Annotated in this window: 19 protein-coding genes and 1 riboswitch; of the genes, 15 read left to right on the top strand and 4 right to left on the bottom strand. The window is 52.3% G+C overall.

All coding sequences use genetic code 11. The features are described from left to right. Nucleotides 1-17 precede the first annotated feature (17 nt). Nucleotides 18-1,214: a pyridoxal phosphate-dependent aminotransferase gene (locus tag BMZ81_RS01265; protein ID WP_091127788.1), complete on the top strand. Its 1,197-nt coding sequence runs from the start codon at nt 18-20 to the stop codon at nt 1,212-1,214. A 100-nt stretch (nt 1,215-1,314) separates the two neighbouring features. Here BMZ81_RS01265 and BMZ81_RS01260 read toward each other — a convergent pair whose 3' ends face one another. Then, nucleotides 1,315-2,877: a PucR family transcriptional regulator gene (locus tag BMZ81_RS01260; protein WP_091127787.1), complete on the bottom strand. Its 1,563-nt coding sequence runs from the start codon at nt 2,875-2,877 to the stop codon at nt 1,315-1,317. 242 nt (nt 2,878-3,119) lie between these two features. Here BMZ81_RS01260 and BMZ81_RS01255 point away from each other — a divergent pair, with 242 nt between their 5' ends. The 4 genes from BMZ81_RS01255 (at nt 3,120) to alr (ending at nt 8,491) form a co-directional block, all read left to right on the top strand. Further along, nucleotides 3,120-4,376 (top strand): Glu/Leu/Phe/Val family dehydrogenase, encoded by a 1,257-nt coding sequence (locus BMZ81_RS01255; RefSeq protein ID WP_177187150.1) that lies wholly within the window; start codon nt 3,120-3,122, stop codon nt 4,374-4,376. A gap of 144 nt (nt 4,377-4,520) precedes the next feature. Continuing rightward, nucleotides 4,521-5,726 carry a M20 metallopeptidase family protein gene (locus tag BMZ81_RS01250; protein WP_177187149.1) on the top strand — a complete coding sequence of 402 codons (1,206 nt, stop codon included), beginning with the start codon at nt 4,521-4,523 and terminating at the stop codon, nt 5,724-5,726. A 179-nt stretch (nt 5,727-5,905) separates the two neighbouring features. Then, nucleotides 5,906-7,333 carry an alanine/glycine:cation symporter family protein gene (locus BMZ81_RS01245; protein ID WP_091127784.1) on the top strand — a complete coding sequence of 476 codons (1,428 nt, stop codon included), beginning with the start codon at nt 5,906-5,908 and terminating at the stop codon, nt 7,331-7,333. Between the two features lie 30 nt (nt 7,334-7,363). Continuing rightward, nucleotides 7,364-8,491 carry an alanine racemase gene (gene alr, locus BMZ81_RS01240; protein ID WP_091127783.1) on the top strand — a complete coding sequence of 376 codons (1,128 nt, stop codon included), beginning with the start codon at nt 7,364-7,366 and terminating at the stop codon, nt 8,489-8,491. A gap of 160 nt (nt 8,492-8,651) precedes the next feature. Here the strand turns inward: alr and BMZ81_RS01235 are convergent, their stop codons facing one another. Both BMZ81_RS01235 and BMZ81_RS01230 read right to left on the bottom strand, forming a co-directional pair. Further along, on the bottom strand, nt 8,652-8,960 hold the full coding sequence (locus tag BMZ81_RS01235; protein WP_091127782.1) for an MGMT family protein: 309 nt from the start codon (nt 8,958-8,960) through the stop codon (nt 8,652-8,654). After that, nucleotides 8,957-9,772 carry a carbon-nitrogen hydrolase family protein gene (locus tag BMZ81_RS01230; RefSeq protein WP_091127781.1) on the bottom strand — a complete coding sequence of 272 codons (816 nt, stop codon included), beginning with the start codon at nt 9,770-9,772 and terminating at the stop codon, nt 8,957-8,959. The genes BMZ81_RS01235 and BMZ81_RS01230 overlap by 4 nt, the downstream gene beginning before the upstream one ends. A 143-nt stretch (nt 9,773-9,915) precedes the next feature. Between BMZ81_RS01230 and BMZ81_RS01225 the strand changes: the two genes are divergently transcribed. The 8 genes from BMZ81_RS01225 (at nt 9,916) to BMZ81_RS01190 (ending at nt 19,598) form a co-directional block, all read left to right on the top strand. After that, a complete protein-coding gene (locus BMZ81_RS01225; RefSeq protein ID WP_091127780.1) occupies nt 9,916-11,277 on the top strand; it encodes an APC family permease in 1,362 nt (453 codons plus the stop codon). Nucleotides 11,278-11,487: 210 nt separating this feature from the next. Then, nucleotides 11,488-14,070: a cation-translocating P-type ATPase gene (locus BMZ81_RS01220; RefSeq protein ID WP_091127779.1), complete on the top strand. Its 2,583-nt coding sequence runs from the start codon at nt 11,488-11,490 to the stop codon at nt 14,068-14,070. A 115-nt stretch (nt 14,071-14,185) separates the two neighbouring features. Beyond that, entirely contained in the window at nt 14,186-14,656 is a 471-nt protein-coding gene (locus BMZ81_RS01215) for an NUDIX hydrolase (protein ID WP_091127778.1), read from the top strand. Next, entirely contained in the window at nt 14,653-14,886 is a 234-nt protein-coding gene (locus BMZ81_RS01210) for a hypothetical protein (RefSeq protein WP_091127777.1), read from the top strand. The genes BMZ81_RS01215 and BMZ81_RS01210 overlap by 4 nt, the downstream gene beginning before the upstream one ends. Beyond that, the gene (locus BMZ81_RS01205; RefSeq protein ID WP_091127776.1) at nt 14,883-15,257 is read left to right on the top strand and encodes a DUF3783 domain-containing protein; all 375 of its coding nucleotides are present in this window, start codon (nt 14,883-14,885) and stop codon (nt 15,255-15,257) included. The genes BMZ81_RS01210 and BMZ81_RS01205 overlap by 4 nt, the downstream gene beginning before the upstream one ends. A 5-nt stretch (nt 15,258-15,262) precedes the next feature. Continuing rightward, nucleotides 15,263-15,691 (top strand): 2-thiouracil desulfurase family protein, encoded by a 429-nt coding sequence (locus tag BMZ81_RS01200; protein WP_091127775.1) that lies wholly within the window; start codon nt 15,263-15,265, stop codon nt 15,689-15,691. 316 nt (nt 15,692-16,007) lie between these two features. Beyond that, on the top strand, nt 16,008-17,405 hold the full coding sequence (locus tag BMZ81_RS01195; protein WP_091127774.1) for a uracil-xanthine permease family protein: 1,398 nt from the start codon (nt 16,008-16,010) through the stop codon (nt 17,403-17,405). A 186-nt stretch (nt 17,406-17,591) separates the two neighbouring features. Further along, nucleotides 17,592-17,767: riboswitch (Lysine riboswitch) on the top strand. 76 nt (nt 17,768-17,843) lie between these two features. Further along, complete coding sequence (locus BMZ81_RS01190; protein ID WP_091127773.1) at nt 17,844-19,598, top strand: Na+/H+ antiporter NhaC family protein; 1,755 nt, start codon at nt 17,844-17,846, stop codon at nt 19,596-19,598. Between the two features lie 46 nt (nt 19,599-19,644). On the opposite strand, the gene BMZ81_RS01185 is transcribed toward BMZ81_RS01190, so the two are convergent. Next, the gene (locus BMZ81_RS01185; protein WP_091127772.1) at nt 19,645-20,841 is read right to left on the bottom strand and encodes a BTAD domain-containing putative transcriptional regulator; all 1,197 of its coding nucleotides are present in this window, start codon (nt 20,839-20,841) and stop codon (nt 19,645-19,647) included. Between the two features lie 210 nt (nt 20,842-21,051). On the opposite strand from BMZ81_RS01185, the gene BMZ81_RS01180 reads away from it, so the two are divergent. Both BMZ81_RS01180 and BMZ81_RS01175 read left to right on the top strand, forming a co-directional pair. Further along, nucleotides 21,052-22,017: a transglutaminase-like domain-containing protein gene (locus tag BMZ81_RS01180; protein WP_242942530.1), complete on the top strand. Its 966-nt coding sequence runs from the start codon at nt 21,052-21,054 to the stop codon at nt 22,015-22,017. A gap of 100 nt (nt 22,018-22,117) precedes the next feature. After that, nucleotides 22,118-23,161: a type II secretion system F family protein gene (locus BMZ81_RS01175; RefSeq protein ID WP_091127990.1), complete on the top strand. Its 1,044-nt coding sequence runs from the start codon at nt 22,118-22,120 to the stop codon at nt 23,159-23,161. Nucleotides 23,162-23,165: the final 4 nt, after the last annotated feature.

Genomic DNA, 23,165 nt, shown 5'->3' with positions numbered 1-23,165 from the left:
CCAAGGAGGCAACTGCCATGAAATTTTCTCAAAAAATAGAGCAATGTAATCTCTCACCTATCCGCAAGTTCCATCCCTATGCAGTGGAGGCGGAGGCGAAGGGACGTAAAATTTATCACCTGAACATTGGACAGCCGGATATCGAGACGCCGCGCGAATTTTTTGATGCCATTCAGAATTTCCAGAGTTCGGTTCTGGCCTATGCACCCTCTCCCGGCATTCCGGAGTATCTGGAGTCTGTGCGGCAGTATTACCATGGCCTTGGAATTGAACTGGAGAGCGGGGATATCCTGGCCACGAACGGCGGCAGCGAGGCGCTGCAGATTGTATTGCAGTGCATTTTGGATGAGGGAGACGAAGTTCTGATTCCGGAGCCGTTCTATCCCAATTACAATACATTTACCAGATTGGCCGGCGGTGTGGTCCATCCAATTCCCACTTCTGCCGAGGAGGGTTTTTTTTATGGGGACCGGGCACGCATTGAAGCGGAAATTACTCCCAAAACCCGTGCCATCCTGATTACCAATCCAGGGAATCCCACGGGCACTATTTTAAGCCCGGAGGCTACCCGTATGATTGCGGATGTGGCGCGGGATCACAACCTCTTCATTATTGCGGATGAGGTATACCGGGAGTTTGTATACAGCGACCAGAGAATTGTCAGCCTGGCAGAGTTCCCGGATGTTGTGGAGAATGTGGTGATCATTGATTCCATTTCCAAGCGCTTTTCCGCATGCGGCGCCAGGATCGGTGCGTTGATCTCGAGAAATAAGGAGTTAATCGGCCAGGCGCTGAAGGTTTGCCAGGGGCGCCTTTGCAGTTCCACCCTGGATCAGTTGGGTGCTGCTGCACTGTATGAGGCTGGCCCGGCTTACTTTGCGGCCCAAAAAGAGGAGTATCACCGCCGGCGTGACACCGTGATGCGCAAACTCAGAGAGATTCCGGGCGTGGTTTGCAAATGCCCCGAGGGAGCCTTTTATCTCATGGTTAAACTGCCGGTGGATGATGCAGATGCCTTCCAGAAATGGCTGCTGACGGATTTTGAAGATCACGGTGATACGGTGATGTTCGCCCCTGGAGAGCAGTTTTACGGCACGCCCGGCAAGGGCCGCAGCGAGATTCGGATTGCCTATGTTTTGAAGCAAGAGGATCTGGAGCGGGCAATGGATCTGTTGGCCTTGGGCATCCAAGCCTATCACGCCAGGAAACAGTAATGCACAAGAGAACGGGTATCCGAGGCTGAGGACAGAAAAGAAAAAAGAAGGGAACGGTATGATACCGTTCCCTTCTTTTTTGGTGGATATTTCCAAAATTTCATTTATGGCGGTTTGCATACAAACGAACACAAATTTCAAGCAGGAAGAAGTTATCTGCATTTTTCAGAGAGAGGCCGGTGAGTTCTTCAATTTTGTTGATGCGGTACAGAAGCGACTGCCGGTGCAGATGCAGAAGCCGGGCAGCTTCGGAGAGATTTTTGCAATCCAGATAACACTGCAGCGTTTCCAAAAGGGAGGACCCGGTTGCAGTATCGTACTCCAAAAGCGGAGCAATGATATTTTTGACGTTTTCGTGAATGGCAGAGTCCGTTGCCAAAAATGAAATAATATTATAAACAACGGTGTTTTTGAAGGTAAAACGCGTGTTTTTGGCAGATGTATTGACGCATAGTTCCTGGGCAAACTTGGCGTCCTGAAAGCACTTGCGAAAATCGGTGGGGTCACTGCCTGGACCGCTGATTCCCCAGGTAAACCGGATCTGGGGAAATACTTCCCCTGCCTTTTTCTCCAGCTTGTCAAGAAACAAGTCGATTCCCTGCTGGAAATAGCCATTTGTACTTTGCAGATAGATAATCAGCAAATTTTTCTGCCAGGTAACCATAACACGCCGGTGAATGGTATGTGCTGTCCGCAAAATTTCTTCTTTTAGCAAATTGATATTTGGAGCAATCCAATGCTCATTTGCCCGGACGTCGGAACTGCTGTACAGATAAATATCCCCAACGATACAAGTGTAGGAACCACGCAAATAAAAGCCAAGACGCTGCCCCTCTTCGCACATCGTTTCAAAAGACTCAAGAGGACCTTTCGTAAGTCTCCAAATAAAGTCATCCTTGATGCTTTGATTGGCTGCCTGGATGACCCACTCCTTGTCAAACCAGAGGACCAGAGGCCAGATCAAGTAGTGAAAAAACAGGGACTCGTCATACAGCTTTTTTGAGGTAAGCGGTTTTAGATACAGGCTGCCGTATAAGCGCTCATGGGCTTTGATGTCGATAATGTATTCCTTTTCAAAAAAAAGCTGATCCAATTCGGAAACTTCTTCTGCAGCAAAATTTTTACTGAAGCCTTTGCACCTGCCGCTGGTATCAAAAATGAGAATTTGACTCATAAAGCTATCAGCCAGCAGTTGTGCAGCGCAGTTCATATCCTGATTGGAAAGGTACGTTTCCAACAGGCGCTTCTGAATGGTTTCATACTGCATGATCTGTACATCGGAATCTTTTTGAATCTGCTTGGAGACAGCGGTAATAATATCGGCGAATCGAATCTGCCAGGGAATCAGAATAACGGGAAAGGGATGGCCGTCCAGATAGTCCAGGACTTTTTGAGGCAGGGTTACCGTATCCTCCGGGCGTGCAATTAAAATGCCGCTTGCACCCGCTTCATAAACATCGCGAATGAGCGTCAGAAAAGTGGCTTCGTTTTCACAGCCTATAAGAGCGGAAAGTACCAGTTCGTTTTTACGTGCAAAATTTTCAATTGGCAGTTCCAGAGCAGAAGCATGTTCGATGAAGCTGGATTCAATTACATTACGGCCAGATAAGATTCGATGCCAGGGAACAATTTTTTGGTCTAAAAAATTCTTTACTGTATACATATGCCGTACTTCTCCTATCCTGCATAATTCTATTATGGCTTTTGGATAAAAGTCAATTGAAAAATGACGAAGAATTTGTATAAAAATAACCTTCGAGTTTTTTTACACCTTGTATGATGTTTTTTTTGCCTCAAAACGCTAACTTATTGATTGAGGGCAAAGAAGACATTTAAAACTTGATAAACTGATTAACAAAAGACGTCATTTTTCAACCAAATTAAGGAGAAGGGAAGTTATATATTATGAGTGGAAATCCGTTTGAAACCTCCTTGAAGACCTTGCATGAGGCCGCAGCATTGGGACACATCAATTCCGAAGTGGTTCGTCTGCTGGAACAGCCCCAGCGTCAGTTTGAGTTTACGATTCCTGTCAGAATGGATGACGGGAGACTGGAAATTTTTACTGCGTATCGCGTTCATTACTGCGATGCATTGGGGCAGATTAAAAATGGTGTTCGCGTCGTCCCTGATATGGACATGGACACCGCAAAAGCTCTGGGATTCTGGATGACCATCAAACATGCTGTTGGCGGAATTCCGGCCGGCGGCGGTAAAGGCGGCATTAAGGCCGATCCCAGCAAAATGAGTCGGCGGGAGTATGAGGCGCTGATCCGTGGATTTATCCGTAAGCTGCCCATGAAGGGCGCTTGGGTGGATGTTCCCGGAGCGGACATTGGAACCCATGGCCGGACGCAGGCCTGGATGCTGGACGAACTGGAGGAAATCCAGGGGTTCCATTCTCCCGCTGCCATCAATGATAAACCTGTGGAGGCCAATGGCACGGAACTGTCCCGCGAGGCCACCGGCACCGGCTGCTATTTTGTCACCCGGGAAATCACCAAGGCCATGGGGATGGAGAAGGGGGCGCGCGTTGCTGTGCAGGGTTATGGCAACGTTGGCCGCGTGGCAACGGAACTGCTGTACAAAGACGGCTATAAAATTGTTGCAATCAGCGATATTTACGGCGGCATTGCCAATCCGGACGGTATCGATGTCGTTGCCCTGGGAGCGCATGTGGACAAGACCCGCAGCGTAAAGGGATTCCCCGGCTGCACAGAAATCAGTACCAGCGAGGTTCTGGAGGCAGACTGCGATATTTTGATTCCCGCAGCTGTTCAGAGTGTTCTCCACGAGGGCAACGCAGAGAGAGTTCGAGCAAAACTCATTATGGAATGCGCCAACGGCCCCACGACTCCTGCGGCAGAACAGATTCTTTATGCCAAGGGCGTAACCATTATGCCCGACGTACTTACCAACTGCGGCAGCGCGATTGTCTGCAGCTTTGAACGGACCCAGGGCCTCACAGATCAATACTGGGATAAGGAAACCGTTCGCTCCAAACTGGAGGAGCATATTGTAAAGTCTTTCCGTGAGACTTATGATACGGCAACACAACTGGGCGTCAGCTATCGCGACGCAGCCTGGATCAACGCTCTGCAGAAGATTGAGAAGGCAATGCTCATCCGCGGCAGAGCTTGGGAGGATAAAACCTTAGGCTGAAACAAAATGATTTGGAACCATAAAATGCTTTGAACCTGCAGCGTACTCCGCTGGAGAACCGGGAGGAAATGGATGGGAAGCCCCGCTTGAAACTCCTGCAGTATGATTCTGAATATAAAAAGACCAGGGAGGCTTCTCTATCTTATGAGGCTCAAGGCCAGAGCGAAAGGGGAAAGGGTGATAGTTGTGGATATAAGGCGGGAAATCGCCGAAATGGAAGCGGAAATGATCTCACTTCGCAGGGATTTCCATCGACATCCAGAACTTGGTCTGCACGAGGTGCGTACATCAAAAATTATTGAGGATTATTTAAAAGAACTTGGGCTTGAAGTGCGGCGCTGCACGGATACTGGTGTCATTGGCATATTGCAGGGGAGTCAGGTAGGAAAAACAATTATGCTGCGTTGTGATATTGATGCACTTCCCATACAGGAGGAGACTGAATTGCCCTTTGCATCGGAAAAGCCTGGGGTAATGCATGCGTGTGGCCATGACGGCCATACCGCGCTGCATCTAATCACAGCAAAGCTTTTGACCCGACACCGTGAAGAATTGAAGGGAACGGTTATCTTTCTCTTCCAGACGAATGAAGAGGATGCCGGTGCGGAACTGATGATCGAGGCCGGAGCATTAGAAAATCCAAAACCGGATATTGTATGCGGCTTCCATCTGTGGTCTCCTATTCCAACTGGGAAAATCGGCCTTGTGCCGGGTCCTATTATGGCATCCAGCTACTATTTTAAACTAACGATTCGCGGCCGAGGCGGCCATGGTGGTGCTCCTCATACTGCAATCAATCCGATCGATGCAGCAGGCCATGTTTTAGATGCCATCCGGACCCTGCACACGCTGGAGTTTGATTCCACAAAGCCGACGGTAATTTCTGTCTGCAAGATTCATGGTGGGACAAAGGAAATCATTGTACCAGATGAAGTGGAACTGGAAGGATCTATCCGCTGCCTGCATACCGAAGATGAAGCAGTCAGGAGCCGCTTTCAAGAGTGCTGTGAAGCAGTCTGTGCAGCGTATCGCTGCACTTGCGATATAGAGTTCAAATGCGGAAATACATTGCTGGATAACGATGAAGCGGCGACGAAACTGGCTATGAACGCAGCTGAACGGGTGGTTGGCAAAGAGAACATCCTAACGCATGGTGTCAGCGTTATGCTGGGTGATGACTTTGCAGAATTTTCCCGCAGGATTCCAGGAGTCTATTACTTTGTCGGAACGGCTAGTGAATCGGCTAAAAGTACATTTGAGCACCATAATCCACACTTTAATATCGATGAAGCCTCCCTTGCCGTTGCAGCGCAGATGCAGGCAGAAATTGTGGCGGAATATCTGCAATGAACCTTCATAAATAGGGATAATCAGGCTTCCCAATGTATCCGAAAGCAATATATAATGGCTGATTTTCAGAACAACTCCCCAGATTTTCCCATATAGGCCTGTAAGGTCTGCTTTTTAAATAGCATGTAATGCTGATGGTAGGGTCAGAGAAAAATCTGTGATTTTATGGAGGAATGAAAATGGGAAATTTGATAGCAATCGGCGATAAACTCGTTGCGTTTTCTGGTTGGTTATGGGGCGTTCCAATTATTATAGTACTCTTAGTAACCAGTGTATTTATGTCTGTAAGACTTGGGTTCTTTCAGTTCAGGCATTTTGGGTACATCCTGAAGTCTACACTTTTCGGCGCATTTGGAAAAAAGAGCGCTGCTCAAAAAGGCGAGGGCACGCTGACAGCTTTTCAGGCGCTGACTTCCGCTGTGGCATGTACGGTTGGTGCGGGAAATATTACTGGTGTGCCAATGGCGATTATGATGGGCGGCCCGGGAGCAGTGTTTTGGATGTGGGTAATTGCGCTGCTGGCCATGGCGCTTAAGTACTCTGAAATTTTGCTGGCAGTAAAGTACCGCAGAAAGTCTGAGACTGGCGAGTGGGAAGGCGGACCGGCCCGCTATATGACAGAAGGACTACATATGAAGTGGCTGGCGGTCATCTTTGCCATCGGCCTGATGATTGAAGTTGCCATTAGCTCCATGACACAAGCCAATGCGCTGGCCGGGTCGGCCCAAACTTCCTTAGGAATTCCACCGATTGCTACCGGCATCGTTATTATGATCTTAACTGCTCTTGTTTTGATCGGCGGAATTAAGTCTCTGGGCAAGTTTACGGAGAAAATGGTACCTGTTATGGCTGGAATTTATGTTGTGGCAGCACTGATTATTGTGATTCTCAATATTGCGCAGGTTCCTGCTATGCTTGCATTAATTTTCAAAAGTGCATTTACACCAAGTGCTGCAATCGGCGGCTTTGCCGGATCCACGGTGGCCATGGCTGTCCGCTGGGGATTTGCCCGCGGTGTGTATTCAAATGAGGCTGGACTTGGCACGGCTCCGATTGCCCATGCTAGCGCAACTACCGACCATCCGGCACGCCAGGGCTTGTGGGGAATTACGGAGATCTTTTTGGATACCATTGTGATCTGCACCTGTACGGCTTTCGTTGTGCTGAGCACAGGGGCGTGGGAAGATCCGGCAGCAGCATTTATGGAAGGCGCTGGGCTGGCAACCTTTGCATTCAGTTCTGCGTTTGGCAAAATGGGGGGTTACCTGATTACGTTATCCCTGATTCTCTTCGTGTTCTCCACGCTGATTGTTTTAATCTGGTACGGTGAAAAGCAGGCAGAATTCCTGTTCAACAGCAACAAGGCGGCTATTGCCTATCGTATTATCTGCATCCTTCTAATTCCCCTGGGATCCGTTGGCACCGCAACTTACTTATGGAACTTTTTGGATCTGTCACTGGCTGTAATCCTTTTCCCAAATCTAATTGCCATTATTCTGCTTCACAAAGAGATTGTACAAACTACAAAAGAGTTCTTTGAGACACCAGGAAAGTTTTTCCTTAAGGATAAAGAGGAGAAGCTGGGAGAGCAGACGGCAAAGAGGTAAACCATCTGAAGGTGAAAAGAGGGAATTATTATGCGCGCAGCGTGGGCAGAAATCCATTTGGAAGCGATACGTAAAAATGTACAATATTTAATGAGCCGAATTGAGCCCACCACAAAATTTATGGGTGTAGTAAAGGCTGATGCTTATGGTCACGGGGTAATTCCCGTGACCCGCATCTTAGAACAAGAGGGTGTTAGTCAATTTGCCGTGGCACTTGTGCAGGAGGGCATTGAATTGCGCCAGGCGGGTTTCCAACAGCCAATCCTTCTGCTGGGGCATACCTTTGAAGAAGACTATCCACTGGTATTGGACTATAAATTAATGCCATCTATTTTTACGATGCATCAAGCAAGGGCACTGAATGACTGTGCTGAGAAACGTGGGGAAAAGGCTGTTATTCACCTGAAAATTGATACCGGTATGGGGCGGCTGGGATTTGTGGCAGATGCCGGCGACACCGTAAAAAACATTACTGATATTGTGCGAATGCGAAATTTGGAAGTGCAAGGTATTTTTTCTCATTTGGCAACTGCACCACAGACGAGTGACACAACCTATTGCGACATGCAGTTTGCAAAATTTATGAGGTTACTGGACAAGCTGAAAAGCGAAGGAATCGAAATCCCAATCCGCCATATTGCCAACAGTGGAGCTACGATCCTATTTCCTCATATGCAGTTGGATATGGTACGTCCAGGAACCGCAATTTACGGCTTGTATGCAGGGCCTGAACTGGCAGATCTGCCGGATTATCCACTGTACCCTGCCATGGAAATCAAAGCCAAACTGGCACATGTAAAGCCGGTTCCGAAAGGAACAAAGGTCAGTTACACGGGTAGTTTTGAAACAAGGCGGTCGTCTGTCTTAGGAGTCGTACCGCTTGGATATGTGGATGGTGTGTTTCGAAACCTTGCCAACCGAGGAAGCGTTTTGCTGCACGGACAGCGCTGCCCGATGGTGGGGAATATCTGCATGGATCAGTTTGTAATTGATATCACAGATATCCCAAATCCGGAAATAGGCGACGAAGTGGTTTTAGTGGGGCACCAAGATAATGCAGGTATCTCAGCGGAAGAGGTGGGGGAACTGGCAGGAACGATCTCTATTGAAATTTTGTGTGGCTTAGGTAAAAGGATGCCGATGCAATTTAAAAATTAAATATTGTAAAGAATAAGCCAGCAAAAAGTTCAGATAAAACCATCCCCCACCTGTTAAAAAATAGGTGGGGGATGGTTTTTAGAAGGTGTCAGGATGAACACACGGACAATATCAGTACAGGAATTATGCCGCGAATTGCATAGGAAAGAGAAAGACCCAGTTAATCAGCCTCCCAGAGGCAACGAGAAAGGTCTGCGCTGCCGTTGGGCCGAAAGAGTATGCCTTCAGTTTCCAGCAGCGCCTGCTGAGTGCCGGGGGCATATGTGTCAAATGCCGCCTTTGTGCCGCCGAAGCGGTCTACCACCCGATGGCATGGAACAGATGGATCCGAGCAGGAAGACATCGCATACCCCACGATCCGGGCACAGCGGGGCATTCCTGCCAGCCTGGCAATTTGCCCATAGGTTGCGACACGGCCCGCCGGAATTTGACGGACCACCTCATAAATCCGTGAAAAAGTGCTGCTCATTTTTCCCTGATTTCGTACAGGTCCATGCGGCGGCCCTTGAAGATTGGCAACTGGGCCCGGACGGCGTCTATCCGCGCCAGATCCAAATCCGCATAGAGGGTGGTTTCCTCTGCACCGGCCCGGCACAAAACAGTCCCCCAGGGATCCACGGCAATGGAGTTGCCATAGGAAACGTAGGAGGCGGATTCATTTCGGGCAGGAGCAACGCCCACGGTGAAGCACTGGTTATCCACAGCCCGCTGGCGGAAGAGAAGTTCCCAATGAGCCGGGCCGGTGGTCATATTAAAGGCTGCCGGGACAAAGATTGTGCAGGCACCGCGCAAGGCCATGCAGCGGGCCAGCTCTTCAAAGCGCATGTCAAAGCAAACGCACAGGCCCATGGTGCCGAACTCTGTTTCAAAAGTGGTGATGGAATTACCCGGGGCAAACGTATCAGATTCCATAAAATGTTGGCCGCCAGGCACATCAATGTCGAAGAGATGGATTTTCCGGTGCTTAGCCAGCAGAGAACCGTCACGGCCGAAGACATAGCTGGTATTGTACAGCTTTCCATCACAGAACTCCGGGACGGAACCGCCTACGATATAAATCCCAAGCTCCTTTGCAAGGGCAGCCAGTGCAGTCTGGGCGGGGCCGCCATCCGGCTCGCTGCCGGCATGAAAACAGGTATTGTCATACGGACAACAGAAAATCTCCGGCAACACAGCAAAGTCCGCGCCTGCAGCCTTGGCCTGACGAATTTTTTGACAGGCGGTTTCCACATTCAACGCCTTCTCCGGCACCACCGGCATTTGAATCAGTGCAATACGCATGGAAAAAACCTCCTTATGTTCATAACAAACGAAATTTGTAATGAAATAATTATAGCATGACAGCGGCAGACGCACAATCCAAAAACATATGATAACCAATGGCAAAGCAGGGAACCCTGAAAGAAAAGAAAGGAAGGATCCTTTTGAATACACATTTGGAGAAGAAATATGGCCTGCCCACCGCTGTATGCATGGTGGTGGGGATTGTGATTGGCTCCGGTGTTTTTTTCAAGGCGGAGAAGGTGCTGAAGGCCACAGAGGGGAATATGCCCCTTGGCATTCTGGCATGGGGAATGGTAGGGCTTATCATGGTGATTTGCGCCTATGTGTTTGCTACTATGACTGCCTACTATGGGCAGGGCGGCCTGATGGAATATGCCGGGGCTGTCGTGGGAAAGCGGTACGCCTATGATATGGGGTGGTTTGCGGCGGCTATTTATATTCCCTCCCTTGTCTCTGCGCTTGCCTGGATCTCTGCCAGATATATTTGCATTCTACTGGGGTGGGAGACGTCCGGCGGCGCCTGTATGGTACTGGCAGGCGCCTGCCTGTGCGGGGCCTATGTTGTGAACACCTTGTCGCCCAGGCTTGCCGGGAAGATACAGGTTTCCACAACGGTGGTAAAGCTGATCCCGCTGCTGCTGATGGCGCTGGCAGGAAGTGTGGTGGGATTGCTGAACGGTCAAATGGCGCGGGACTTCGCAGCCGCCAAGCAGCCCGGCGCCGCCGCTGGAGGAGGCCTGATGCCCGCCGCTGTGGCGGTGGCCTTTGCTTATGAGGGGTGGGTTCTGGCCACCAGCATCCATGCAGAACTGAAGGATACCCGGAAAAACCTTCCCCGGGCATTGGTAACCGGCTCTCTTGTTGTGGTAGTGACCTATATTCTGTACTATATCGGATTAAACGGTGTGGCCACCACCGAGGAGCTCATGAGCAGCGGGGAAACTGCGGTTAAAATGGCGTTTCAGCGGCTGTTTGGCCAGGCGGCGGGAACGGGACTGCTCGCATTGGTCGTTATCTCCTGCCTGGGGACGCTGAACGGGCTGATGCTGGCCTGCTGCCGTGGGCTGTATGTACTGGCTGCCAATGGAGAAGGACCGCGGCCGGAACTTTTTGCACAAGTGGATCCGGCGTCGGGCATGCCCGGGAATTCTGCTGCTGCCGGCTTGCTCACATCTTCTCTCTGGCTGGTATATTTTTATGGAGCCAATTTATCAGTGCCAGGCTGGTTTGGCAGATTCTGCTTTGACTCATCGGAACTGCCGGTGGTTACCCTGTATGCCATGTATATTCCGCTCTTTGTTCAGATGATGCGCAGAGCGGAGAGACTAAATGTTTTCAAGCGGTTTGTCATGCCGTCCTTGGCAGTTTGCGGCTGTGTGTTCATGGTATATGCGGCCTTTGCCGGATATGGTACCACTGTGTTTTACTACCTGATTGTATATGCGGCCATTATGGCAGTGGGACGCTGCTTTTACCGAAAGGCAGCAGAAATGAAATCTTAACGGAATACCCACTTGACATTTGGAGAAAAATAGCGTATAGTGCCCTCCATACAAAAAGGGAGTAGCTGGCACATTTTGGATGTGTATCCATGGGCGTCAATACGGGCTTTGGCTCCGCTCTGGATTGAAACGGCGAGACTTTTGTATCAATGCAGAGGCATTGACGCAAAGGTCTCGTCTTTTTGCGTCCTGCCGGAAAAGAGGAAGGCTATGAACAAAGAGAAACCGATCTGGAAAAAAAGCCGTATGGAACTGTTTCGTGACCTGAACTGCACAGATGAGGGGCTTTCTTCGCAGGAGGCGAAGCGCCGCCTTGAACAGAACGGCCCCAATGAGCTGCAGGCCGGAAAACAGAAGAGTACGCTCCGGATTTTCCTGGAGCAGTTTGCGGATTTTTTGGTCATTATCCTGATTTTGGCAGCTGCTGTTTCTGCAACACTGGGGGATGTGGAGAGTATGGCCGTTATTTTGGCGGTCATCACCATGAATGCCATTTTGGGAACAGTTCAGACAGTCAAGGCGACGGCATCTCTTGACAGCCTGAAAAAGATGTCCGCGCCGACGGCCAAGGTCCTGCGGGACGGAAAAGTGGCACAGATCCCAGGCCGTGAGGTTACGGTGGGAGATGTGGTGGTGCTGGAGGCCGGCGATTCTGTCTGTGCTGATGGCCGCCTGCTGGAGTGTGCCAGTTTGAAATGCGCGGAGAGTGCGCTCACGGGCGAGAGCCTGCCAGTGGAAAAGGACGAGGATGAGATCGATGGAGAGGTGCCCCTGGGTGATCGGAAGAATATGGTCTTTTCCGGCAGCTTTGTTACCTATGGCCGGGCCAAGTTTTTGGTGACAGCCACTGGCATGGATACTGAAATGGGGAAGATAGCCGCCCTGCTGAAGAGTACAGAGGAAAAAAAGACGCCTCTGCAGGTGAGCTTGGATCAGTTCGGCAGGAAGCTTTCCATCGGCATCTTGGTGATCTGTGCGGCTTTGTTTGCCGTCAGCGTGTTCTGGCGCGGAGAGAATGTGATGAACGCGTTCTTGTTTGCCGTAGCCCTTGCAGTGGCAGCCATTCCAGAGGCCCTTTCCTCCATTGTAACGATTGTGTTGTCCTTCGGCACCCAGAAGATGGCGAAGGAACACGCCATTATTCGAAAGCTTCAGGCGGTGGAAGGACTTGGCAGTGTGTCCGTTATTTGTTCCGACAAGACCGGCACCCTGACCCAGAACAGAATGACGGTAAAGAAGCTGTATGTGGCGGGAAAGATTCTTTCGGCGGAGGAAGCGGATTTCCATGATCCCATTCAGGAACCGCTGCTGCGGACGGCCCTATTGTGCAGCGACGCCACTGTGAATGAAAGCGGCGAGGTGGGCGACCCCACGGAAACCGCGCTGGTTCGCCTGGGAGAGGACCACGGCTTTGACGAAGAGGTTACCCGGGAGAAATATCCCCGGCTGACGGAAATCCCATTTGACTCTGACCGGAAGCTGATGAGCACCGTCCATCAGCTGTCCGGCGGCCTGGTGATGGTCACCAAGGGTGCTGTGGACGTACTGCTGGATCGCTGCATCATTGACGCAGCGGAGCGAGCGGAAGTGGAACGGGTCAACGAGGAGTTTTCCAGTCAGGGGCTGCGGGTGCTGGCCTTTGCCTGCCGAATGGTGGAGAGCACGGCGATTAATCTGGAGGACGAAAACGGGCTGGATTTCCTGGGATTGATTGCCATGATGGATCCGCCCAGAGAGGAATCCAAGGCTGCTGTGGCGAAATGTATCGCCGCCGGTATCCGTCCCATCATGATTACCGGTGACCACAAGGTGACAGCCTCTGCCATCGCAAAGGAAATCGGCATCATGACAGAGGGAACCGAGGCGGTAGAGGGTGCCGTTATTGAGACGATGACGGATGAGGAATTGCGTGAATTTGTGCCGAAGGTCAGCGTTTACGCCCGAGTGTCCCCGGAGCATAAAATCCGGATTGTCCGGGCTTGGCAAGAACGCGGGTGTCTTGTGGCTATGACAGGCGACGGCGTAAACGACGCACCGGCCCTGAAGCAGGCAGACATCGGCGTGGCCATGGGCATTACGGGAACAGAAGTGGCTAAGGACGCCGCTGGCATGGTGCTGACGGACGACAACTTTGCCACCATCGTCCAGGCGGTGAAAAACGGCCGGAACGTCTATGCCAATATCAAAAAGGCCATCCAGTTTTTGCTCTCAGGCAATACGGCCGGCATTCTGACGGTGCTGTATGCTTCCCTGGCGGCGCTGCCAGTACCCTTTGCGGCCGTGCATCTGCTGTTTATCAATCTGCTGACAGACTCCCTTCCCGCCATTGCGCTGGGACTGGAGCCCCATTCCGACACAGTGATGCAGGAAAAACCCCGGCCCCGCAGCGAGGGAATTCTGACAAAGGAGTTCCTGGTCAGCGTTGCGGTGGAGGGATTGATCATTGCGCTGGCTACCATTGCGGCATTCCGCATTGGGTTGGTAAGCGGCGGCGCAGCAGTGGGCAGCACCATGGCGTTTTCCACGCTGTGCCTCGCCCGTCTGTTCCACGGTTTTAACTGCAAAGCTGCCCGCCCGGTGATGTTCACCCGCGCTTTCTGGAACAACAAGTTTCTGATGGGCGCATTTGCCGTGGGAGCGCTGCTGCTGGCGGCCGTGTTGCTGATCCCGCCCCTGGAGCCATTGTTCCAGGTGGCCCCGCTGTCCGTGGAATTGGTGGGCTGCATCGTGGGTCTGGCCTTTGGATCCATGGTGGTCATCCAACTGCTGAAAGCAATCCGCACCCGAAAATAACGGCTGTAAAAGCCCCGGTGTAAACCGGGGCTTTTCTTTTCTTCATAATGCGGGTATAATGAACCACAAATATGAAAAATGGCGAAGACGAGAAACGCCGCAAGGAGCGACCAGCATGATCAATTCCACACTGTGCTATTTGGAGCGGATGGATGCCTACCTCATGCTTCACCGTGTGAAAAAGAAACAGGATCTAAACCACGATAAGTGGATTGGTATTGGCGGCAAGTTTGAAGAAGGAGAGAGTCCGGAAGACTGCATCCTCCGGGAGACCAGGGAGGAGACAGGTCTCACGCTGACGGAATACCGCTATCGGGGGCTGGTCACGTTCGTCTCCGACCAGGCACCCACGGAGTATATGCATCTGTTCACCGCCACGGGGTGGTCAGGTACGCCGATTCCTTGCAGCGAAGGGGAACTGGCCTGGATCCCAAAAAGTGATTTGCTGAAGTTGCCAATGTGGGAGGGAGATCGGATTTTCCTGGGGCTTTTGGACACGGAGAGACCCTTTTTCTCACTGAAGCTGCGATATGAAGGGGAGCGCCTGATGCAGGCGGTTCTGAACGGAAAGGAGCTGCCGCTTTGAAAAAGCCTGTGACGAGAGAGGACTGGGCGGGGATCGTCATCCTGGCAGTCCTGTTTTTCTTGATATTTGTGCTGCCTCCCTTAGTGGGCGAGGTATCGCCTGAGCTAACTGGCGTGGGGCTGGCGGGGTTTATTGCTGCCTGCCTGGCGGCGGAGCACGGCCGGCAAAGGCGCGGATCCGGGAAGTCTGTCCCGTTGGAGAACAGTGGAGAGAAGGAGGAACCACGATGAGCGGAAAGCTGCTGCTGTTTGGATTTGAAGAACTGCCTGCTATTCTCGCCGTCGAGGCGGCTGCAGGTCCGTTTGGAGCTGAGGTGGTGCCGGTTGCCAGGGTGGATTACAACCGGCCCTTGGCTGCTCTGGCGGGGCTGGATACAGATGCTGGCTCGACACTACCTTATGTAAGCGGGCCGCTTGGCGGGCGGATGATTGTATTGTGCGGACTAGATCGGCAGATTGAAGCCCTGCTTCCGGCGCTGGCTGGTGCCGGCGCGGGGCCGGGATGCTTGAAAGCCGTGCTGACGGAGCATAACCGGGGATGGAATGCCGCCAGATTGTTCGGAGAGCTCCTTCGGGAACACCAGGCCATGGGCGGAAGGTGAGAAAAATGAGACTGTTGGTGAGCGCTTGCCTGTTAGGAGTCTGCTGCCGGTACGATGGTGCTGGAAAAACCCATCCGCTGGCGGGGGAGCTGATGACCCGGTACACGGTAATACCGGTCTGCCCGGAACAGCTGGGCGGCCTGCCGACGCCCCGCCCGCCCGCAGAACGGCAGGGGGAGCGGGTGATGGCAAAAGGCGGCCTTGATGTGACGGAGCCATATCGCCGGGGCGCAGAAGAGACGCTGAAGCTGAGCCGTCTGTTTGGCTGCCAGACTGCAGTTTTAAAGGAGCGGAGCCCCTCCTGTGGATGTGGACATATCTATGACGGAACCTTCTCCGGAACTGTGACCACCGGGGACGGTGTGACGGCAGCACTGCTGCGGGAAAATGGAATTTCTGTTTTGGGAGAATCCCAGATTGAGACGCTGCTGTAGAAAACGCCGCAGCAGTGTGACTGAGCGGGGACCGGGGAGATGCTGACGCATCTCTCCGTCATTTTCGACAATTTTCTGTTGGATATTTATGTGCTGCTCATGAAAATCCGGTCTTGCAAAGAAAAGTACTGTCCGGTATAATAGGCACAATTGAGAGGGGGAGGGAGAATGATGCTGCATTTGAACGGTATGACCCGGAGCGCGGCAATGGTTTCTTTTTCCCATCCCTATGTTTCCCTTTTTTGACCGGCTTTGGTGCCGGTATTTTTTTTGCCTTTTAAGGCAGTGTGTTGTTACAAATGAAAGGAGAATTTTGATGAACGAAAAAGAGAACAGAGGTGCCATTCGGGATGCCCGGACTCTTGGCGTCCCAAAGATGCTGATTCTGGGTCTGCAGCATATGTTTGCCATGTTCGGCGCCACGGTGCTGGTACCGATTTTGGTGAACACCTACGGTCTGCCGCTGTCCATTCAGACAACGCTGTTTTTTGCCGGTATCGGCACGTTGTTTTTCCATGTCTGTACCAGAATGAAGGTTCCGGCCTTCCTGGGCTCCTCCTTCGCCTTTTTGGGTGGATTTGCCGCCATGGGGGCTATGGATGCAGGAATTTACGCTGCTATGGACGGGGGGGAAAAGCTTCAGTACGCCTGCGGCGGTATTGTGGTTGCAGGCCTTCTGTATGTAGTTCTGGCGGCCATTATCAAGGCTGTAGGCGTTCATAAGGTCATGCATTATCTGCCTCCTGTGGTCACCGGTCCCATCATCATCCTGATCGGACTGAACTTGGCCCCCTCTGCTGTCAATAACGCCTCTACCTGCTGGTGGCTGGCCCTGGTGTCCATGGCCATCATCATTGTCTGCAACATCTGGGGCAAGGGCATGGTAAAAATCATCCCGATTCTGCTGGGTGTGGTGGGTGCCTATCTGGTAGCAGTTATCGGCAATGCCTGCGGCGCCACGGTCATTACTGATGCAGCTACCGGCGCCACCGGTCCCATGCTGGACTTCTCAGGGATGGCTGCAGCTGACCTGCTGGGTTTCCAGCCGTTCTTTACCAACTTCTCGGGTTCTGTTGCCAAGTTTGATGTCTCTGCCATTCTGGTGATGGCGCCCATTGCCATCGCCTCCATGATGGAGCATATTGGTGATATGTCCGCTATCTCCGCAACTGTGGGCGAGAACTTTATCGAGGATCCGGGCCTTCACCGAACGCTCATCGGGGACGGTATCGCAACCTCCTTGTCTGCCTTTTTCGGCGGCCCCGCCAACACAACCTACGGCGAGAACACTGGCGTGCTGGTGCTCTCCAGGGTCTATGATCCTCGTGTTATCCGGCTGGCTGCCATCTATGCGGTGATTCTTTCCTTCAGCCCGAAGTTTGCCGCATTCGTCAACTCCATTCCCTCTGCCATTATCGGCGGCGTCAGCTTTATTCTTTACGGCATGATTTCCGCCATCGGTGTGCGGAACGTGGTGGAAAACCAGGTGGACTTCACCAACAGCCGCAACTTGATCATTGCAGCTGTGATTCTTGTGTGCGGCCTTGGCTTTACCGGCGGACTGACCTTTACCGTCGGCGGAGCATCCATCACACTGACCTCTCTGGCCATTGCTGCCATCGCTGGCATCGTTCTCAACGCTGTCCTGCCGGGCAACGACTTCCGCTTCGGCAAGGCATCCTCTGATGACGCCGGTTCCCTGGGAAAATATTGAGGGCTGGCAAGAACGTCTTTGGCGAGACTGCTGGCTGGAGGGCTTTGATGTTCTCAGCGACGGAGCTGCTTTTGCACCGGAACATAACATAAAAATATTCCCAGGTATTCATGCTTGGGAATATTTTTATCAAAAAGGGGAAATATTGTTGACTTTTCCTGTGAATTTTATATAATGGACAAGCCAAAGCATGATAGAGGCGCGGAAGTCAAGAGTATCCCCTCCTGTATGGACAGGCCCGGGGGAGGGGGGAAAGGGACTTTCGCCGAGGTTCCGCATCGTGCCTGAAAGAAGCGGAGCCGGGCTGTGGGAAAAGATCCCACAGACTGCCGCCCTGTAAGGGGCGGAGCGCTGTCGTGGATTTATCCGCTTCGTGTTTCTGGATGAAGTCATGACAACGTCATGGCTTTATTTTTTTGTGCGAAGAGGAGAGAGAACATGAGGAATCATTTGCGACGCATCCTGCCGGTGCTGACCATCCTGGTGCTGCTGTGCACCGTCATGTCCACCACGGCCCTTGCAGCGGATCCCACGGAGGAACCGGGCACCAAAATGATTGAATGCCCAACCTGCGGCGGATCCGGCGCCTGTATGGACTGCTATGGGCTGGATCCGGACTGTGAGAGCTGCACTGGAGAAAATATCTGTGCCGACTGCGGCGGAATCGGCTACGTGGAATCGCCCAGCCGTTTTTACAACACCTTCTGGTCGCTGCTGCCACCGGTGATTGCCATTGCACTGGCACTGATTACCAAGGAGGTTTATTCCTCTTTGTTCATTGGGATCCTGGTGGGCGGATTGTTGTATTCCAACTTTGCTTTTGAGGAAACGGTCCTTCACGTATTCAACAGTGGGATTGTCTCTGTCCTGTCCGATGGGTATAATGTGGGTATTTTAATCTTCTTGGTGATCTTGGGGGCAATGGTCTGTTTGATGAATAAGGCGGGGGGATCCGCCGCTTTTGGCCGGTGGGCCCAGAACCATATCAAGTCCCGGGTAGGTGCCCAGCTGGCCACTGTTGTACTGGGGTGCCTGATTTTTATCGATGATTATTTCAACTGCCTGACGGTGGGCAGTGTGATGCGGCCGATCACAGACAAACACCGTGTTTCCCGGGCAAAGCTGGCGTATCTCATCGATGCCACTGCTGCGCCAATCTGCATCATCGCACCGATTTCCTCCTGGGCTGCCGCTGTGGCGGCCTTTGCAGAGGACGGCCAGGGACTGAGCTTATTCATCCGGGCGATCCCGTTCAATTTCTATGCCATTTTGACAGTGGTCATGATGGTCGGGATGGCATGGACGCGAGTGGAATTCGGGCCCATGGCCGCCTTTGAGAAGAACGCGGAGGAGACAGGAGATCTGTTCTCCGGCAGCAATCCCTATGCCATGATGGATGAAGAGGTGGAGGAGAACAAGGGACGGGTGATGGACCTGGTGCTGCCCATCGTCGTGCTGGTGGCATTCTGCGTCATCGGGATGATCTATTCCGGCGGCTTTTTCTCCGGGGCTGGATTTGTGGAGGCGTTTTCCGGATCCGATGCCTCTGTGGGACTGATGCTGGGATCCGCATTTGCCCTGGTGTTCACCTTTATTTACTACTTTATCCGCCGGTCCATGTCTTTCCGGGAGATGATGGGGTGCATTCCCGAAGGCTTCAAGGCCATGGTTCCTGCCATTATGATTTTGACGTTTGCCTGGAGCCTGAAGGCCATGACGGACTCACTGGGGGCCAAGTTTTTCGTCCGGGACTTTGTGTGGAGCAATGCAGCAAGCTTCCAGATGTTTTTGCCGGCCATCGTATTTGTCATTGGCTGCCTGCTGGCCTTTGCCACAGGTACCAGCTGGGGAACCTTTGGAATGCTGATCCCCATTGTCCAGAATGTGTTTCCGATGGACAACCCGCTGTCCATCGTCTGCATCTCCGCCTGCATGGCCGGTGCTGTCTGCGGCGACCACTGCTCGCCGATTTCTGACACGACTATCATGGCCTCTGCCGGCGCGCAGTGCGACCATGTGAACCATGTTTCCACCCAGCTGCCCTATGCCATGACTGCCGCTGCGGTAAGCTTTGTCAGTTACATCATCGCAGGATTTGTACCAAACGCATTCATCGCCATGCCAGCTGCGATTGCACTGATGCTCGGTACGCTGGCGGTCATCAAAAAAATTCACGGCGGAAGAATTGCCTGAACACATGAAAGAATCCCTCTCCTGCAGGAGAGGGACTCTTAATTTCTTATGTATTTGGCTCCAATGGCTGCACAGAATAATGGATTTCTGCAGGAGAGTGGGGATGCTGGCGGGCGAAAGCCTTAATGACCCGCTCACAGACCTTGCAGCTGTTTTCATAGTTCGCTTGGGGCAGCAGGAGAATAAACTGAGAGATGCTGCAGCGGGAGGCAATATCGCCTCTTCGCAGACAGGCTCGAATCAACTCCTGCAAGTTTTCCATCGCCCGGTCCAAACTGCGCTTTGGAAGCTCCTGCTTTTTTTCATCTGTGACGGAAAGCAGCCCGATATGAACGGCATCTCCGCTGCGGGCTACGGCACGGGCCTCAGCATGATAGATCACTTTGAAGAAGTCATAGTCGCAAAACAGCGCGCCGCCGGCATCATCCGGTTCCCGCAGCTGCTCCCGGACAGTGACCGGCGAAACAGCACGCTCATTTACTGTGCGCACGGCCTCCCGATAAATGGACCGGGTTTCATCAGAGGGCATGATACCAAAATTAGAGAACAGAAGCTCGCTCATGTCCTCGTATACACTGATAGCACCCCGCTGATCGCCAACACCCAAAAGATCCTGCATCAAATGCTGATACAGCGTTTCGTGATACGGATCCACTGTTATAGCACTCCGGCACAGGGTCACGGCTTCTTCCAAACGACCACGCTCTTCCAGAATCGGAAGGGCTTCCAGTACCGTATGGATATAAAGGTTATGGAAGTATGCAGAAATTGGAACGACCCACGGCTCAGCGGAAAGCTTGGGCAGAAAATCACCCCGGTACAGCTCCAACGCCTGCAGATAAATCTCCAGGCGCTGGCTTTCCTCCGCGGCGGCACCCCGCTTGCACAGGGATTCAAAATCCTCTACATCAAAGGAAAAGGGAAGATCCGCGTTCCACGCATAGCTGCCGCTCCGCCGGACAATCAGAAGGTGGCCGATGTTCCCGCCCAACTGGTTGAGCATGGTGCGGACACGGTGAAACATGGTTTTCAGGGCATTCAAGGGGTTAGAGCTGCTCTCGTCTTCTCCCCACAGCAAACCAACGAGTTCATCCTGGGAGATGGAACGATTGCGGCAGTATATCATGTAAGCCAATAATAACCATACCTTGCGAGAACGGTTATCGCTGTCATTGATCTCCTGCTCCCCATATTGAATGGAAAATTCACCCAGCATTCGTACATGTAGCGGTGCAGACTCCATGCTTCCTCCCCCCAAAAATAGGCATAAATTTATACATAGAAAAAATAACACATTTGCATTCGTTTTGCAACGAAAAAACCGGGGTGGTTACAGAAGTTTATCCATGCTGAACATTTTTTTAAGAAAGTACTTTCCATTTGAGGGGAAGATTGCTATACTAAATATGGAATCTCGAAATATTTTTGATAGAGGCGAGGAGCATTGGAGGCATTGAAGAGAAAAATGGTGCTGCTCTTGTCTGTGGTGCTGCTGACGGGATGCGGTTCTGCTATGCCGGAGACAGCGGAGAATCATGAGTTGGATGAGCAGGCGGCAAATGAAGCGGTACTGGAGGATGAGGCGGTTGCTTTGGCTGAAGTCCCGGCCGCCATTTCTACAGACTTGACCCCAGTGGCATCCGGGACGCTGACCGCACAAAATGCCAAGGCGGTGATTGATTACTCGAATACGCAGGACGGCTACGTGATGGTTCAATATACGGCATCCACGACCAAACGCCTGAAGGTTCAGGTAAAAGGACCCGCCACAACGTATACGTATAATCTCACTGCCGGGAAGTGGGAGACCTTTCCGCTGTCAGACGGAAATGGCGGTTACCAGATTGTTGTATATGAAAATATTACTGGGACAAAATATGCAACAGCACTCTCGGCATCCTGCACGGTAACGCTTAAAGATGAATTCGCACCTTTCCTGCGTCCGAACCAGTATGTGGATTACGGCAGTGCACCCAATACGGTGGCAAAGGCGGCGGAGCTGACGTCAGGGCTGACGGAACCGCTGGATAAGGTAAAGGTGGTTTACGACTATATTGTGGAGAATATCACCTATGATAAACAGCTGGCATCATCTGTTCAAAGCGGGTATTTACCAGTACTGGACACGGTGCTGGCCAAGAAGACGGGCATCTGCTTTGATTATGCCGCGCTGATGGCTGGAATGCTCCGCAGCCAGGAAGTGCCCTGCAAGCTGGTTGTCGGCTATGCAGGGACGGCCTACCATGCTTGGATCAGCGTTTGGTCTGAGAAGACCGGATGGATTGACGGCGTGATTTATTTTAACGGCACCTCTTGGCAGCGGATGGATCCGACCTTTGCGTCCACAGGCAAACAGAGTGCCTCCGTGATGCAGTATATTGGGGATGGAAAGAATTACACGGTCAAATATTTGTACTGAGGAATTTTTCTTTACGAATGTTCTGATTTGGGTTAAAATGGGCTTGCGGTTTATCCGCAGGCTCATTTTTATATGTGATTTTGCAGAAACGGGGCAATTTATGGAGAAAAAAGGCTTACATCATGCGGAAATTTCCGCGCTGTGTGAAGAGCTGGCGCTGCTGCTCCACGCCGGTGTCGGAGCCGGAGATGGTCTGGCGCTGCTGGCGGAGGAGAATGCGGAGGGAGACAGGGAACTGCTGACGGGCATGGCCGGGCAGGTGGACGGTGGCGCATCGCTGGCTGCTGCGTTCCGGTCTGCAGGGCAATTCCCCCCCTATGTCACAGGGTTGATAGAAGTGGGAGAACGCAGCGGCCGTACAGAGGAGGCGCTGCTTTCCTTGTCCCGGTATTATGAGAGAAGAGAGCGGCTGAATCGCCAGGTGCGCAGCGCCCTGCTGTATCCGGCGGTGCTGCTGATACTGATGCTGGTGGTAATTGTGATTCTACTGGCCCAGGTACTGCCGGTATTTAATGAAGTATATGCATCCCTGGGCGGACAGCTGACTGGTGTGGCCGGCGGCCTGCTGAGCCTGGGGCGGATGCTGGATCAATGTATGCCGCTGCTGTGTGTGCTGCTGGCTGCTGCTGCCATATGTTTGACATTGTTTTCCGCACACGACGGTTTTCGGGATCGGGTACTGGGAATTTGGCGAAAGCGGATGGGGGATCGTGGAATCTCCAGACAAATCCGTACCGCTCAGATTGCACAGGCCTTGGCGATGGGAATGCGCAGCGGGCTGCCCCTGGAGGAGTCCTTAACCCTGGCGGGGGAACTGCAGGAAGATCTGCCTGCGGCGCAGCAGCGCTGCGCGGACTGCCAGATCTATTTGGAACAGGGAATGGATCTTGCTGAAGCATTGAAAAACAGCAGTGTGCTGCCGCCTGCCGCCTGCCGCCTGCTGGCGCTGGGCCTGCGGGGCGGCACCGGAGATACCGTGATGGAAGAGGTGGCCTCCCGCCTTGCTGACGAAAGTGAGGACGCGCTGGAAACAGCGGTGGGCCGGGTGGAGCCGGTACTGGTTCTATCATCCTCCATCCTGGTGGGATTGATTTTGCTGTCGGTGATGCTGCCGCTGATGCACATCATGACGGCAATTGGGTAAAAGC

The sequence above is a fragment of the Oscillibacter sp. PC13 genome, from assembly GCF_900115635.1.
Taxonomy (GTDB): domain Bacteria; phylum Bacillota; class Clostridia; order Oscillospirales; family Oscillospiraceae; genus Oscillibacter.
This window is presented reverse-complemented; position numbering and strand designations above follow the sequence as displayed.

Excerpts from the sequence above, each read along its gene's own strand:
- BMZ81_RS01235 (WP_091127782.1), bottom strand. The coding sequence starts at position 8,960 with ATGAGCAGCACTTTTTCACGGATTTATGAGGTGGTCCGTCAAATTCCG.
- BMZ81_RS01215 (WP_091127778.1), top strand. The coding sequence starts at position 14,186 with ATGATCAATTCCACACTGTGCTATTTGGAGCGGATGGATGCCTACCTC.
- BMZ81_RS01220 (WP_091127779.1), top strand. The coding sequence starts at position 11,488 with ATGAACAAAGAGAAACCGATCTGGAAAAAAAGCCGTATGGAACTGTTT.
- BMZ81_RS01250 (WP_177187149.1), top strand. The coding sequence starts at position 4,521 with ATGAGGCTCAAGGCCAGAGCGAAAGGGGAAAGGGTGATAGTTGTGGAT.
- BMZ81_RS01190 (WP_091127773.1), top strand. The coding sequence starts at position 17,844 with ATGAGGAATCATTTGCGACGCATCCTGCCGGTGCTGACCATCCTGGTG.
- BMZ81_RS01205 (WP_091127776.1), top strand. The coding sequence starts at position 14,883 with ATGAGCGGAAAGCTGCTGCTGTTTGGATTTGAAGAACTGCCTGCTATT.
- BMZ81_RS01265 (WP_091127788.1), top strand. The coding sequence starts at position 18 with ATGAAATTTTCTCAAAAAATAGAGCAATGTAATCTCTCACCTATCCGC.
- BMZ81_RS01230 (WP_091127781.1), bottom strand. The coding sequence starts at position 9,772 with ATGCGTATTGCACTGATTCAAATGCCGGTGGTGCCGGAGAAGGCGTTG.
- BMZ81_RS01245 (WP_091127784.1), top strand. The coding sequence starts at position 5,906 with ATGGGAAATTTGATAGCAATCGGCGATAAACTCGTTGCGTTTTCTGGT.
- BMZ81_RS01255 (WP_177187150.1), top strand. The coding sequence starts at position 3,120 with ATGAGTGGAAATCCGTTTGAAACCTCCTTGAAGACCTTGCATGAGGCC.
- alr (WP_091127783.1), top strand. The coding sequence starts at position 7,364 with ATGCGCGCAGCGTGGGCAGAAATCCATTTGGAAGCGATACGTAAAAAT.
- BMZ81_RS01185 (WP_091127772.1), bottom strand. The coding sequence starts at position 20,841 with ATGGAGTCTGCACCGCTACATGTACGAATGCTGGGTGAATTTTCCATT.
- BMZ81_RS01175 (WP_091127990.1), top strand. The coding sequence starts at position 22,118 with ATGGAGAAAAAAGGCTTACATCATGCGGAAATTTCCGCGCTGTGTGAA.
- BMZ81_RS01200 (WP_091127775.1), top strand. The coding sequence starts at position 15,263 with ATGAGACTGTTGGTGAGCGCTTGCCTGTTAGGAGTCTGCTGCCGGTAC.
- BMZ81_RS01260 (WP_091127787.1), bottom strand. The coding sequence starts at position 2,877 with ATGTATACAGTAAAGAATTTTTTAGACCAAAAAATTGTTCCCTGGCAT.
- BMZ81_RS01195 (WP_091127774.1), top strand. The coding sequence starts at position 16,008 with ATGAACGAAAAAGAGAACAGAGGTGCCATTCGGGATGCCCGGACTCTT.